The organism is Empedobacter stercoris (assembly GCF_025244765.1).
In the GTDB taxonomy this organism is placed as follows: Bacteria; Bacteroidota; Bacteroidia; order Flavobacteriales; family Weeksellaceae; genus Empedobacter; species Empedobacter stercoris.
Genome location: NZ_CP104209.1, coordinates 713334 through 726986 on the forward strand (window position 1 = coordinate 713334; position 13653 = coordinate 726986).

At 29.8% G+C, this 13653-nt stretch carries 13 protein-coding genes; 4 read left to right on the forward strand and 9 right to left on the reverse strand.

Annotated elements, in window-relative coordinates:
* Nucleotides 1-190: 190 nt before the first annotated feature.
* Both NZD85_RS03290 and NZD85_RS03295 read right to left on the reverse strand, forming a co-directional pair.
* Nucleotides 191-1573: an MFS transporter gene (locus NZD85_RS03290; protein WP_188320144.1), complete on the reverse strand. Its 1383-nt coding sequence runs from the start codon at nt 1571-1573 to the stop codon at nt 191-193.
* Between the two features lie 14 nt (nt 1574-1587).
* On the reverse strand, nt 1588-2910 hold the full coding sequence (locus tag NZD85_RS03295) for a DcaP family trimeric outer membrane transporter (RefSeq protein ID WP_260543392.1): 1323 nt from the start codon (nt 2908-2910) through the stop codon (nt 1588-1590).
* A gap of 587 nt (nt 2911-3497) precedes the next feature.
* Between NZD85_RS03295 and NZD85_RS03300 the strand changes: the two genes are divergently transcribed.
* The gene (locus NZD85_RS03300; RefSeq protein WP_260543394.1) at nt 3498-4337 is read left to right on the forward strand and encodes a GNAT family N-acetyltransferase; all 840 of its coding nucleotides are present in this window, start codon (nt 3498-3500) and stop codon (nt 4335-4337) included.
* Between the two features lie 42 nt (nt 4338-4379).
* On the opposite strand, the gene tyrS is transcribed toward NZD85_RS03300, so the two are convergent.
* The gene (tyrS, locus tag NZD85_RS03305; RefSeq protein WP_260543395.1) at nt 4380-5582 is read right to left on the reverse strand and encodes a tyrosine--tRNA ligase; all 1203 of its coding nucleotides are present in this window, start codon (nt 5580-5582) and stop codon (nt 4380-4382) included.
* 296 nt (nt 5583-5878) lie between these two features.
* On the opposite strand from tyrS, the gene ybaK reads away from it, so the two are divergent.
* Nucleotides 5879-6370, forward strand: coding sequence for a Cys-tRNA(Pro) deacylase (ybaK, locus tag NZD85_RS03310; RefSeq protein ID WP_171621698.1), 492 nt, complete (start codon nt 5879-5881; stop codon nt 6368-6370).
* A gap of 13 nt (nt 6371-6383) precedes the next feature.
* On the opposite strand, the gene NZD85_RS03315 is transcribed toward ybaK, so the two are convergent.
* A complete protein-coding gene (locus tag NZD85_RS03315; RefSeq protein WP_171621697.1) occupies nt 6384-7505 on the reverse strand; it encodes a redoxin domain-containing protein in 1122 nt (373 codons plus the stop codon).
* Nucleotides 7506-7691: 186 nt separating this feature from the next.
* Here NZD85_RS03315 and NZD85_RS03320 point away from each other — a divergent pair, with 186 nt between their 5' ends.
* Nucleotides 7692-8462 (forward strand): hypothetical protein, encoded by a 771-nt coding sequence (locus NZD85_RS03320; protein ID WP_260543396.1) that lies wholly within the window; start codon nt 7692-7694, stop codon nt 8460-8462.
* Between the two features lie 291 nt (nt 8463-8753).
* Here NZD85_RS03320 and NZD85_RS03325 read toward each other — a convergent pair whose 3' ends face one another.
* From NZD85_RS03325 to NZD85_RS03335, 3 genes are all read right to left on the reverse strand, one after another.
* The gene (locus NZD85_RS03325; RefSeq protein ID WP_260543397.1) at nt 8754-9092 is read right to left on the reverse strand and encodes a cysteine-rich CWC family protein; all 339 of its coding nucleotides are present in this window, start codon (nt 9090-9092) and stop codon (nt 8754-8756) included.
* Nucleotides 9093-9363: 271 nt separating this feature from the next.
* A complete protein-coding gene (gene brnQ / locus NZD85_RS03330; protein WP_260543398.1) occupies nt 9364-10653 on the reverse strand; it encodes a branched-chain amino acid transport system II carrier protein in 1290 nt (429 codons plus the stop codon).
* Between the two features lie 371 nt (nt 10654-11024).
* Nucleotides 11025-11744 carry a 3-ketoacyl-ACP reductase gene (locus tag NZD85_RS03335; protein ID WP_171621693.1) on the reverse strand — a complete coding sequence of 240 codons (720 nt, stop codon included), beginning with the start codon at nt 11742-11744 and terminating at the stop codon, nt 11025-11027.
* Nucleotides 11745-11893: 149 nt separating this feature from the next.
* On the opposite strand from NZD85_RS03335, the gene NZD85_RS14750 reads away from it, so the two are divergent.
* Nucleotides 11894-12163, forward strand: a complete 270-nt coding sequence (locus tag NZD85_RS14750; protein WP_188320150.1) for a DUF1294 domain-containing protein — start codon at nt 11894-11896, stop codon at nt 12161-12163.
* A gap of 2 nt (nt 12164-12165) precedes the next feature.
* On the opposite strand, the gene arfB is transcribed toward NZD85_RS14750, so the two are convergent.
* Together arfB and NZD85_RS03345 are read right to left on the reverse strand one after the other, a co-directional pair.
* On the reverse strand, nt 12166-12558 hold the full coding sequence (arfB, locus tag NZD85_RS03340) for an alternative ribosome rescue aminoacyl-tRNA hydrolase ArfB (protein WP_225541575.1): 393 nt from the start codon (nt 12556-12558) through the stop codon (nt 12166-12168).
* A 19-nt stretch (nt 12559-12577) separates the two neighbouring features.
* Nucleotides 12578-13531 (reverse strand): aldo/keto reductase, encoded by a 954-nt coding sequence (locus NZD85_RS03345; RefSeq protein ID WP_225541576.1) that lies wholly within the window; start codon nt 13529-13531, stop codon nt 12578-12580.
* Between the last annotated feature and the right edge of the window lie 122 nt (nt 13532-13653).

Genomic DNA, 13653 nt, shown 5'->3' on the forward strand with positions numbered 1-13653 from the left:
TTTGTAAAGTTAAATTTTATTACGTGATAATGCACGATTGTTGTAAGACAAAACACAACAATACAATGTATCTATTTAAAAATTAACAAATTAGTTGACAATAAAATCATACAACAGAAATCATTAAAAACTAAAAATGCTTCAAGAAATCTTGAAGCATTTTTAGTTGTAATCAATGAATTATAAAGAATTAATTATCTTCAGTCAAATCTGTTTTATATGTTTCTGGAATTGTGAAATAATTCACTAAAATCGCAATAAATATTAAAACTAAAGGATATACAAGACCAATATATGGTGACATTGCTGCCGAAACGATAATGGTACTTTTGATTAATTCCGTCACAAAGGTTGTTGCACCTCCAATAAATCCATTCCCCATATTTTGAGCAAATCCCATACTTGTATAGCGAATTTTAGTAGGGAAAATTTCTAACATAAATGCACCAAGTGGTCCGTATGTCGCTGCTCCAGCAATAGAAGTAATTAAACTTACTACAATAATCCCGACTACAGCTAAATTCGAAATATCATGAATTTCTTTTAATCCATCTGGATTTCCTAATTGCATGTATAAAAAGAATGACAATGGAATCAAAATAAAACTACTAATCATACCACCTAACATAACAGGCTTACGACCAATTTTATCACTCAACGCTCCGAACCATTGATAGAAAAATGAACTAAATAAAGTAGAACATAAAACTACGATTAGAACAGTCTCGTATGGTAAATTAACTGCTCTTTGTAAAAAGAATAATGTTACGAATAACGTTGTTTGCATAATTGTACTTTGTGCTGCATTTCCACCAAAAATAGCTTTTAGCATCAATTTTACGTTTCCTGGTGTTGTAAAAGCATCTTTAATTGGAGTCTTAGATGTTTTTCCTTCTTTTTTCAATTGCTCGAAAATTGGACTTTCATGTAAACGTTGACGAATAAAATAACTTAAAATAACTAATATTCCACTAAATAAAAATGGAATTCTCCATCCGAAGCTGCTAAATGCTTCTTCTGATAAAACAGACTGAGTTAAGAAAACAACTGTTAAACATAACAATAATCCGATAGGAACTGTTGCTTGAATAAACCCTGTGTAAAACCCTCTTTTCTCTGCTGGAGCATGCTCAGCCACATAAATTACCGCACCTGCATATTCTCCACTAATTGCAAGTCCTTGCATGATGCGGCAAACCAATAATAAAACTGGAGCTAACCAACCAACATCCTCAAAAGTTGGAATACAACCTATTAAAAATGTAGCTGCTCCCATCATAATTAAAGAAACTAGGAATGAATATTTTCTACCAATACGATCACCAATACTTCCAAAAATTAAAGATCCAATTGGTCTAAACATAAAAGACGAAACAACAACTGCAAGTGTTTCTAAGAAATGTGACGAACCGTCATTCGGAAATAATTGTGTCGAAAGTACACTTGCTAAGATGATTGCTAAGAACATATCGTACCATTCAATCAATGTTCCGACTGATGATGCTAAAATAATTTGGAAAATATTATCCTTCTTCGCTTCTGTTTGCGAAGTATTTAAAGTGCTTGTACTCATTTTTTGTGTGATTTTTAGAAGTTAAATAATGTCGTTAATTGAAATCTGTTGTTATTTGCTAAATATTTATTCTCAGTTCCTGTTCCTTTTATGGTCGCATCAGCCCATTGAGCCGTACTACGATCATACTCTAATCTAAATTTTAATGCTTTGCTTAATGTAAAATCTAAACGAGGAACTACTTTATACAAATAATTAACTGTTCGTGTTCCTGGAGTAGCAGAAATAGCTCCCCAATTGGTTGTTACACCATAAGAAGTTGCACTTGCATCTTCTACTGGATTTTTAACTCCATTATTTCTGACATATCCTGCAAATAATCCGAACGAAAACTTACCTGTGGAATTTTGTTGCAAATCAATCCACATACTGTGTGTATTCATCGGTTTATATGTTTCAACTTCTAAAGGACTTTTTTGATACCCTACAATTCCTCCTAATTGCACAAATGATGATGCGTCTTGCATCAAATATCCTGCAACAGTGACTTGAAGCGGTTTTGTATTTAATTTTGAATAAGCCATGAACGAAACATTTTCTACTCGTTCACTTGATTTTATCGGTGGATTACCCGAAGATAGTTTTGGTTTTAAATTCTCATACTGAGCACCAACTCCTGCTGTAAAAACTGGAGATTTATACTGCAATTGTAAATGAGCAGCTGGCATTCCACTGTTTCTAAAAGGTTCTGTGTTCGGTGTAAAATCGCGTTGAGAATGTAAAGCAGCGATCACTTTAAATTTATCTGTTACCTTATGGGTTAATCGCACTTGTGGATTTCTATTCAATGCATAAACAGGAGCGCCAGTTCCATAATTAACAACATTTGGCAAAGCTTCTAAAACAACAAACGGATGCCAATATTGACCAATCCCTAATTGCGTTTTCTCCCAATCTAACATCACGTAGGCGTGACGTAAACGAAATTCATTAATTCCTCCTTCTGTTGCACCAAAAAATTCTCCTTCTAAAATACCCGAAGTTTTAGCACCAAGTAGTTCTGGTCCTTTTAAATTAACACCCGCTCTCGAAACAATTGATAGCATATGAAATTTTGATGCATCATTAATATCTGCACCATTCACATCTAATAATCGATCTTTTGGATAAAGAGGAACCAAGACCTCTCCTGCTCCGATCATTTGACGTGTATCCATAAAAATATCATTCCTGATAAATCCATAAAATTGAACATCAACTTTATCTTTGTTTTCTTGGGGTTGTATTACCTCAACTTTTTCTACAACTATAGTGTCATTTATACGCTGTTGAGCAACGACATAGGAATAGCAGCAAAACAAGGCAATGGAAGCCAATTTTGTTAAATTTTTACTCATTTTTTTGTGATAATTTGAGCGACTAAAATAACAAAAAGAAAAAAACTAACAAATGTTCGTTATTCATTTTTGAATAAAAGTTATTAACATTATCAAATTGACGATTTGCAAATAGTTTTTTTGAGAATTAGGTATTTTTGAAAATAAATAAGAAAGAATTTTTATGAAAATCACATTTTAAATAGTGTATTAATTACACCTTTGCTGAAATTCTACTTCAAGATTTTTATAAAAAATCGAGAGAAGAATAGGTATTTCAACAAATGAGGAGAAATTTTTCTTCTCTCGTAGTTTTAGTTTTAAAAATGTATGCAAATTTATTAAATAGAGAATATTGTACACTAAAAACCAATAATAAGCTTATGTTAAATCATAAACAAAAGTTTATTTGTTAATTTTATTCAAAGTAACTTAACTTAAACATAACTTTTTTGAATAAAAATTCATTCTGATTTATTAAATCATATAATTATTTATCAAATTCGGAATTAGATGGTAAACGATTATTCAGTTGAGGTGAATTTTTTAAGATTTTTTTTAGAAATTTATTAAATGTTGGGGCTATTTTTGCTTTGCAAATTATGACTATGCAAACAAACATTAAAATACATTCATTAGCTCATGTAGATTTGGAAGAATTATCTGCTTTGTACAATCTTTCTTATCAAAATTACTACATTTCTATTCATCTTTCTTTAGATCAATTTAAAGGAAAGTTAAAAATGGAAGATATCAATCTTGACTATTCTGTTGGTGCAAGTATTGATGGAAAATTAGTTGGGTTTTTACTTTATGGTATACGAAATAATGCCGGTATAAAAACAGCTTACATTGGAGGAACGGGAGTTTGCCCTACACACAGAGGCAAAAAAATCACCCAACAAATGCTTGATTTTAGTTTTCCGAAATTAAAAGAATCTCATGTTAAAAACATTTTTTTAGAAGTAAATACTAAAAATGATTTTGCAATAAACGCTTACGAAGCTTGTGGTTTTAAAAAAACAAGAACATTAAATAGTTACAAAGGAATTCCAATTCTTGTCGTAAATCCTTTACATGAAATTGTTGATTTTGAAGATTTAAATCTGATAACAGGAGAAAATTTTTGGGATATAAAACCAACATGGAAAAACGATATTCAAAGTGTAAAAAATATCATTGATAATTGCCAAATAAACGGAATTTACGAAGACGGGATTTTAGTTGCTTACAAAATCATCAATAAAAATAATACACGTATTTATCAATTTGGTGTACATCACGATTATAGAAATCGTTACTTGGCTTCTATTCTATTCAGCGATTTGAAAAATAAAGAAATCAAAATGATAAATGTTGACGAAAGAGAAACCTCAACAAACGATTTCATACAATCATTGGGATTAAAATTGTATGATAAACAATACGAAATGAAAAAAGAATTATAATATAAAAGCCTCTAAAATAGAGGCTTTTGTTATAAATGAAATTTATTTTAATTCGAAAAAATCTCGTTTTCCTATTTTGATTTTAGTTTCCTTTTCGACTAAAAAATCAGCCAAAGGATCTGTACTTTTTTCACCATTAATTTGCACCGCACCACTTTCTATCAAACGTCTAACAGCCGTTTTTGATAAATCATTTTTTAATTGATGACAAACCTCTAATACAGAAATTTTTTCAGTTGTGATTTGCAATGAATCTATTTCAATCGGTTCAAACACTCTATTGTCGTCATTCCTTTTTTGAAATTGATTGTTAAAAAACGCTTCAGCAGCTTCAGCATCTTTTTCTGAATGATATTGCGTAATGATATTTTTAGCAACTATTTTTTTGATTAACATAGGATTATCCGATTTTAATCGTTCATTCAAATTTGCTTTTTCTTCAATTGAAAAATCTGTTGCTAATGCAATGTATTCCTCCAATAAATCGTCAGGAATAGACATTGTTTTTCCAAAAATTTCGTTTGGTTCATCTGTCAATCCGATAATATTATTCAACGATTTACTCATTTTTTCTTTTCCATCTGTTCCTCTTAAAAGTGGCATACACAATACAATTTGTGCAGCATCGCCATTCGTTTCTTGTAACTGACGTCCCATCGTACAATTGAATAATTGATCTGTACCACCCATTTCGATATCAGCATTTATTTGAACAGAGTCATAAGCTTGTAAAATAGGATAAACCAACTCGTTCATCGCAATTGGTGTATTCTCTGTAAATCGTTTGTTAAAATCATTTCGATGCATTAATTGTGCAACCGTTACTTTTGACAACAATTGAATTACGTCCGAAAAAGGTAAATGATCTAACCAATCCGAATTAAAGACAATTTCTGCTTTATCAACATTAATTATTTTTGATAATTGATTGATATAAGTTTCAGCATTTTTCTGAACTTGATCTGCATTTAATGGTTGACGACTTTTGTTTTTTCCTGTTGGATCACCGATTTGAGCTGTAAAACTACCTACTAAAATAACAATTTGATGCCCTAAATCTTGAAACTCTTTTAATTTTTTTAAAACTACTGCATGACCCAAATGTAGATCTGGTGCAGTTGGATCAAATCCTAATTTAATTCGTAGAGAACGATTTTCTTTTTCAGCTAATTTTAATTTTTCTTCTAATCCATTCTCAGGTAAAAAAATGGCTACATTTTCTTTTAAACTTTTTAAACTTTCCATATGATTGAAAATAAAAAAGCCCGAGCAAAACTGCTCGGGCTTGTAGATTATGATTAAATTTTTGACGTACAAAATTAATACGAAGTATACACATAGTCTACCCGAGCAAATATTGTACGATAATAAGTGCTAAAGAAAGGTAAACGTAATATATGTTGTAAAAACTTCATAAGTGGTACAAAGGTAGCAATAGTTTTTTAGTTTAAGGATTTTCTTTCAAAATTTTGTCGTAATCTTCAATTCATAAATAGTCAAAAAATAGTTTTTCGTTTTAACTTTGTCTAAATTTAGTTAGAATGAGTAATAAAACTGCAAAAACAAATGCAGTCCGATTATTGGATACACAAAATGTTTCGTATACATTACGCGAATATGAAGTCGATGAAGAACATATAGATGCTTTGCATGTGGCAAAATCTTTGGGTGTAAATCCTGAAGGCATTTATAAAACGTTGGTTTTGAAAGGAAATATAGCGCCTTATCTTGTTGCGGTAATACCCGCGAATACGCATCTTGATATGAAAAAGTTTGCCAAAGTTTCTGGAAATAAAAATTGCGAGATGCTTCCTTTGAAAGATTTATTAAAAGTTACAGGATATATTCGTGGTGGTTGTTCACCTATTGGAATGAAAAAACAATTTCCTACCTACATTGAGGAGTTAGCACTTATACAAGATCAGATTTGTATTAGCGCAGGAAAAAAAGGGTTGCAAATTTTACTAAATGCAGAAGATTTAGGAAATATAATCGATGCTAAATTTGAAGATATTACTCAATTCGACATCTAATTTTATCAGCTTATTATTTACTTTTCAAAATTATTTTTTCCAAAATTGTAGGAAATTTTGCTTCATCTTCGAATGTTAAATTTGGATTCGCATATACAATAGTTCCATTTTTATCAATTACATAAGTTGCTCTATTGTTGTATCCTAATCGATTGTACGAATTATACGCCAAAGAAATCCCATAATCCTCATCATTTAAATACGTGATGTTTGTTGTACGTAAAGCTGTCTTCCATAATGTTAACAAAGAATTTGTAGAACTGGAAATTGCATAACTTTTTACATTTTGTAACAATGGGTTATGATCAATTAATTGAATTTGAGCAGCACATGTCATTGGCGCTTTTGTGTCTATTGTATTAAAATTAGGTAATATTTGCCCACTAAAAGCTGCAGGATAAAATGTCAACACTTTGAAGTTTGATTGATCATCCAATAGTTTTTCTGTTGAATTCATAGCGTAATTAGGACCTTTCAAAATAAAATTAGGTGCTTTGTCTCCTACTTTTAAGGTAACATTTTTAGTGAAATCTACATTCAATTCTTCTATTTTAGAAGCTCTTTTAACTAATTTCTCTAAGGGTTTTAAATGCTCTCCTTGTGCTCGATAATCATTATCTCTCATCAAAATTTTATTATTTTGATCCACTAAAAAAAGTATCGAACTTTCGACTAAGAGTGAATTAGAATTAGAGGTTGGAATTATAGTTGAAATAGAATTCTGTTTAAAAGGTTTAAGCCCAATTGCAGTATAAATTTTACCAGCTTCATCATAAATTACTTTCGCACCTTCTAACTTATTTTGATTCGATGAATCATTAAACGTTAATGATTGTTGCGCATCCTTCCTCCATTTATCTTCTTCGTTTACAACATAAACCACATTAATTTTAGGAGGATTTGTTGTAGCAAAAGCTAATCCTTTCACAAAATAATGATGCAGAGAAGTCGTTAACATACTTGCGTAATTATTTGTTTTGTAAAGACTTGGCGTAAAAACAATTATTTTAAGATCTTGAGATTGACCTAAATTCTCAATTTTATGAACAGGAAATTGATCACCTACATTCAAATGTTGTCCTTTAACAAAGGATAAACTACAAATAAATAATACAATGGTATAGATTCGGAACATAAGTCGTTTATTTTAACTAAACTAATGATTTTAAACTTCCACAAGATAACTAAAATTATATTCTCACAAAAAAGTACAGCTTTATTTCTCATTAGAAATAAGACATTAACTTTTGAAGTTGGCGATTCCTTATTACACTAAATCCGCTATCTTTGTAATGATTTTAACTTTAAAATTTATAGTCAAATGGAATTTAATGTAACCAATGCTTTGAAACAATTAAACGCTGAGTATTCAGAAGAAAATGCATCAGAAATTATTGAAAACTTATTGTACAATCCAACTGATTTTTCTGACGAAGACCATACGATAATTGACTCTTTGGGAGATAAATTCTTACGAATTGCAGCACAGATTTTCGTTGAAGATTTGGCATACGATTTCAATACTTTAGTTAATTATTGGGAAGCTTTTATTGGACAATTAACAGAGGAGCAATCTCAAAATCTATTGAATTTTGCTATTGAACAAACAGAGGTAGATTTTGTTGAAGATTTTATTATCGGTTACAGAAAGTTCTATACAAATCCGAAAGAAAGTATTACATTTTTCAATAAACTAAATGAAGATGAATTTTACGAAATTAAATTTTTTAAAGCTCGTTGTTATGAAGTTTTAGAAGAAAATGAAAACGCTGTTAATGCTTACATCAATTACCTAAACACAACATATTTTAAAGAAGAAGAAAATGCAGAACAAGCTGCTGTAAACGAATTTTACATTAGTCATAGCATTGCGCCATTGTTAGTAAAAATGAACAAATTTGACGAAGCTAAAATTTATTTTGACAAGGTTTTAAATAATTTGAGTTTAGAAGATTATTTAGCAAACTTCGAAAATTCTAATCATCAAGAAGTTAAATCATTTTTAGAAGATTATGCAACAACTTTAAAAGAAACTGGTGATAAAACAACAGCAGAAGTAGTTTCTAAAAAAATAATGGAAATTTTTTCTTAAAAATACAACACTCGTAAACGGTTTATTGATTATTAATAAACTACTCATATATAGGTAGGTTTAACATTTCATTACCAATTTCATAAATCTAATCTATTGTTAGATAAAAAAATAAATAAGATATTATTTATCAATTCAAGAAATAGACCTAAATTTGTCGTATAAATAATTTATTCATAGTTGTTAAGGATAATGGAGATTGATCTTTTGAAGAGGAATCCTTAATAAAAATAGAGTTTTTTTATAGTATTTTTAGGTTGGTTAATGGTTCAATGCAAATTGAACCATTTTTTATTTCTTAAAACCATATGCACAATGTCTACACCCATTTTGGCAACATTTACCTTTTTGATAATGAAAAAATTCTGTAAAAACCCAATTCCCGTTTTCGATGTAATAATGTATATGCGGAACAAATTCTGAAGGCATGGATGGGTACTTATATTCTTTATCTAAAGTTTCGAAATAATTCAATTGCTCCAAGCAATTAGTGCATAAACACTTGTAATGCGTTTTTGTTAAAAACTCTTTCGTTTCTGGTTTCAATTCAATTTTAGAGCAACTGCAATTATTAATATCATTTACATTACACGTTATTTCTTTATTACAACGCGAGCAAGTTTCTTCCATTTTATTTTTATTGATTTTCTTTCAAGTTAATAAATAATCTTAAACTTATATTAAAATTAATGATTGAATACCTTTGTAATCATGATTAATAAATGAATATAAATTAATTCTATTCGGACATAATATTAATCTTTCGTAAATAAATTATTTATAATCATAACTTTAAGAACTTTGTAAAAGAATAAAAGATAGACATTATCATTATTCTTTTAGTGTTTTTATAGTAGTTTTGATTGGTTAAAATCCTCTGAAAGTTATTCAGAGGATTTTTTTATTTCTTTATTTTATCAATCAATAAACCAAATCCAAATCCAATAATTGAAGGAACTACCCAACCTAAATCATATTCGAAGAATGGTATTTTATTTAAACTTGAAACAGTCGATTCATCAAAATAACCTAATAATTTTAGTAAACCTAAAATTGCAATAATTGTAGATGCCAATAAAGCAAAAACAAATGGTGTTTTACTTTTTACTATTTTACCAAATAACACGATATAAATAACTAAAGTAATTGTAATTGGGTATACAAATGCCAAAGGCGGATAAGCAAAATTGATTATCTCATCTACACCTTTTATGGATAAACCAAATGAAATTAAGGTACACAAAACGACTAAAACAGAGTAACTTAGTTTTCCGTTTGTTAATCGTCCAAAGAACGTTCCTACAGCAGAAGTTAGTGCAATAGAAGTAGTAAGACAAGCGAAAGCCATACACAAGGCAATTGCAATTAAACCATAATGTCCTAATGTATTTCTTGAAATTTCGATCAATAATTCTGCTCGTGTAATAGTTGGATTTGTTTCCCCTGAAGTAGCTCCTAAATAAATCAAACCACCATAAACAAATAATAAGCACGTTGTAGATAACAAGCCCGAAATGATAACAATTTGAGATTTACTTTTCGTATCTGTATAGCCTTTATTACGCGCTGCTGCGATAATAATTCCTGCAAAAATAACCGATGCCAACACATCTAATGTTTGATAACCTTCGATAAAACCTTTGGAAAATGATTGCATCATTGTTAATTCAGAAGGCATAAAATCGGCTGTTGGATTCAAAATTCCCATCGTTATTAGCAAAAATAATAACACTAATAAAACAGGAGTAAGATAATTCCCTATAACATCTACAACTTTAGAAGGACGGATTGCCAGTAAAATTGTAATTGCAAAGAAAATCATTGACCCCCAAATAGGATCTAACGTCGGAAAAAATGGTTTGATTCCAACTTCAAAAGTAGTTGCAGCTGTACGTGGAATGGCAATTAAAGGTCCAATACAAATCATAATAATTGTTCCTAAAATAGCTGCTAATCGTTTGTCTACACGATTTCCTAAATCATTAAAATTATTTCCAGAAAAAACTACCGACAAAATTCCAGTAAATGGCAATAAAATTCCAGTTAAACCAAATGCAAGCATTGCAACAAAATAATTAGAGCCTACTTCTACTCCAATCATCGGAGGCAAAAGAAGATTTCCTGCTCCAAAAAACATTGCAAATAACGCAAATCCAAGTGTTAATACATTGTTTAACTTTCTATTTTTCATATATCTATTAATTCTTACTGTTCAAAAAAATTGGTCTGCAAATTACTACAATTGCATTTTCAAGCCTTAAACTTAGTCGATTTATTCGATAAATACATAGCTAAATTATAAATTTGACAGATATGAATAATAATTTTTATATTTATCAAAATTTAAACTTTGTATATTAGGAATGTTCTAATCTTTCTTTGTTAACAAATCTTAAAACATATATTTTTAAAAAAATTTAATACTAAACTTAGTTAGTATAACTTTCTTCTTTTGGGCTGAAAACATTTAACATATAACTTACTTTATTGTGAAGCGTTTTAATACAAAAAAATCCAATTTCAGTTTGAAATTGGATTTTAATTATGTTATAATATCAATTCTTAAGGATTTGTTGACCACAAAGAAGCTGATGCTAACATTGCACGTTTGTCTAATTTTAATAAATCGACAATTAACTGAGCAAAATCTTCTGGTTGAAGAACAGTCTCTGGGTTACCATCTGTAATTTTTAAAACATCTTTTGACATTTCAGATGCAATGGTACTTGGCGTTAAAGTTGTAACGCGAATATTTTTCTTTCTCAATTCGAACATCAACGACTCAGACAAACCAATTAATCCCGCTTTAGATGCTGAATAAGCAGAAGTTACAGCGTTTCCTTTTAAACCAGCAGTTGAAGAAACATTGATAATATCCCCACTTCCTAATTCGACCATTGAAGGAACTACTGTTTTGGAAACGTAATAAGGTCCAAATAGATTTGTACGAACAATCTCTTCCCAATCGTTTTCTTCCATCTCTAAAAAACTACCGAAAGCTGCAATTCCAGCATTATTGATCAAAATATCAAATGCACCAAATGATGTAATTAATTTTTCTAATTGTGTTTTTACTTCATTTTTTTCTGCAACATCAAAAATTGAATAATCAGATTTTACACCAAAATTTTTGATTTCAGTAACGGTTTCTTCTAATTTATTTTTATTTCTTCCCGTAATTGCTACATCTACTCCTTCTTTCGCCAATGCCAAAGCAATTGCTTTTCCTAATCCTCTACTACCGCCAGTAACTAAGGCTTTTTTACCTTTTAAATCTTGCATAATAATTTTTAAATTTATGTTTTACAATTATTTGGAAGTTTTTTAATTATGATTTTGATATACAAAGATAAACAACAAAGTATTGCATTAAAAATTTTTATATTTTCTTAAGATTAATTAATTTAGTTTTCAAATTACACACTAATAACATGACTACTTTTTTAATTATTGCTTTACTTACAATTAACGCCATAGCGTTTCTTCTATTCAAAATAGATAAAAGAAACTCAATTTTAGGAAAACGAAGAGTTTCCGAATGGACGCTTTGTTTAATTACATTAATTGGTGGAACCATAGGCTCATTAATGTCTATGCAAATTTATCGTCACAAAACAAGAAAAAAATCTTTTATTTTTAAAATAATCCTTATTGCAGTTCTACAATGTAGTGCTTTGATATTTCTAATGGATCGTATTTAATTTTAATACCTAAACCTACGACTGTCTTTTTTCTCTGCGAGTTGTTTCTTTTGATTCAATCTTTTTTGTTGAGAAGCTTTCGTAGGTTTTGTTTTCCTTCTAAACTTCGGTATAATCAATGATTTTTCAACCAATTCCATCATATTCTTTGTCACTTTTTCTTTATTATCTAATTGCGATCGTGACTGTTGAGAACTTAGTTGTAAATAACCTTCAGCATTAATTTTATTTTTTAATTTTTCTGAAATCATCGCCTTCTCTTCATCTGAAAAAAATTGAGATTCGAAAACATGCCATTTAGCTAAAACCATTGTTTCAACTTTATTTACATGCTGTCCTCCAGCTCCACTACTCCTTGCAGTTTTATAATTAATTTCAGAAGTAAAATCTTTCATTTTATGAATTTAAAACAATTTAATTATTACTTGCCTCTGTTAAAAGTTTTACATCATCATGAGATAATTTCACATTAACAGCTTCAACAAAAGCATCAAGATGTTGCTCTTTTGTAGCACTTGCAATTGGCGCAACAACCGTTTTTTGTTCTAATAACCAAGCTAACGAAACTGCCGAATATGAGATATTGTATCGATTAGAAATTGTTTCTAATGCATCTAAAATTCGAAAACCTTTTTCATTTAGATACTTCTTTATTCCATCACCTCTCAAACTTTTTTGCAAATCCTCTTCGTTTCTATATTTTCCAGACAAGAACCCGCTTGCTAAACTATAATAAGGTATTACCGCTAAATTATATTTTTCAGCAATTGGTTGCAAAAACTCTTCGAAATGTTGACGATCATACAAATTGTATTCAGGCTGCAACGTCTTATAGTGAGGTAAATTATAAAGCTCTGATTTATCAAGAGATTCACCCAAACGTTCTGAAGAAAAATTTGACGCTCCAATGAAGCGAACCTTTCCTTCTTTTACTAATTGATTGTAGGCTGATAAAGTTTCCTCTACAGGTGTATTGACATCATCATAATGTGTTTGATACAAATCGATATAATCTGTTTGTAAACGAGTAAGTGACTCTTCAACTTCTTTTAGAATATGTGCTTTGGTTGTATTTGGTTTATCTTGAATCATATTTCGTCCACCAACTTTCGTTGCCAAAACAAGCTGATCCCTACCGCCTCTTGACTTTAACCAATTTCCAATTATTTTCTCTGATTCTGTTCCAACATTACCAGGAACCCAATAAGAATAATTATTTGCAGTATCTATGGCATTAAATCCTCTATCGATGAAAGCATCCAAAATTCGGAATGATTCTTCTTCATTCAATGTCCATCCAAAAACGTTTCCTCCAAAAAAAATTGGCTCGATCTCTAAGTCTGTATTTCCTAATTGTACCTTTTTCATAGGTATAAAGATAAAAAAAAGCTACTTTGCAGTAGCTTCCTGGTGTAAAATTTTTTGACTCACACGTCGAAAAAATGTAACTTTTAAGATACTTATGATGTCTTCATAGGTTTAGAAAACGA

Excerpts from the sequence above, each read along its gene's own strand:
- NZD85_RS03290 (WP_188320144.1), bottom strand. The coding sequence starts at position 1,573 with ATGAGTACAAGCACTTTAAATACTTCGCAAACAGAAGCGAAGAAGGAT.
- NZD85_RS03295 (WP_260543392.1), bottom strand. The coding sequence starts at position 2,910 with ATGAGTAAAAATTTAACAAAATTGGCTTCCATTGCCTTGTTTTGCTGC.
- NZD85_RS03300 (WP_260543394.1), top strand. The coding sequence starts at position 3,498 with ATGCAAACAAACATTAAAATACATTCATTAGCTCATGTAGATTTGGAA.
- tyrS (WP_260543395.1), bottom strand. The coding sequence starts at position 5,582 with ATGGAAAGTTTAAAAAGTTTAAAAGAAAATGTAGCCATTTTTTTACCT.
- ybaK (WP_171621698.1), top strand. The coding sequence starts at position 5,879 with ATGAGTAATAAAACTGCAAAAACAAATGCAGTCCGATTATTGGATACA.
- NZD85_RS03315 (WP_171621697.1), bottom strand. The coding sequence starts at position 7,505 with ATGTTCCGAATCTATACCATTGTATTATTTATTTGTAGTTTATCCTTT.
- NZD85_RS03320 (WP_260543396.1), top strand. The coding sequence starts at position 7,692 with ATGGAATTTAATGTAACCAATGCTTTGAAACAATTAAACGCTGAGTAT.
- NZD85_RS03325 (WP_260543397.1), bottom strand. The coding sequence starts at position 9,092 with ATGGAAGAAACTTGCTCGCGTTGTAATAAAGAAATAACGTGTAATGTA.
- brnQ (WP_260543398.1), bottom strand. The coding sequence starts at position 10,653 with ATGAAAAATAGAAAGTTAAACAATGTATTAACACTTGGATTTGCGTTA.
- NZD85_RS03335 (WP_171621693.1), bottom strand. The coding sequence starts at position 11,744 with ATGCAAGATTTAAAAGGTAAAAAAGCCTTAGTTACTGGCGGTAGTAGA.
- NZD85_RS14750 (WP_188320150.1), top strand. The coding sequence starts at position 11,894 with ATGACTACTTTTTTAATTATTGCTTTACTTACAATTAACGCCATAGCG.
- arfB (WP_225541575.1), bottom strand. The coding sequence starts at position 12,558 with ATGAAAGATTTTACTTCTGAAATTAATTATAAAACTGCAAGGAGTAGT.
- NZD85_RS03345 (WP_225541576.1), bottom strand. The coding sequence starts at position 13,531 with ATGAAAAAGGTACAATTAGGAAATACAGACTTAGAGATCGAGCCAATT.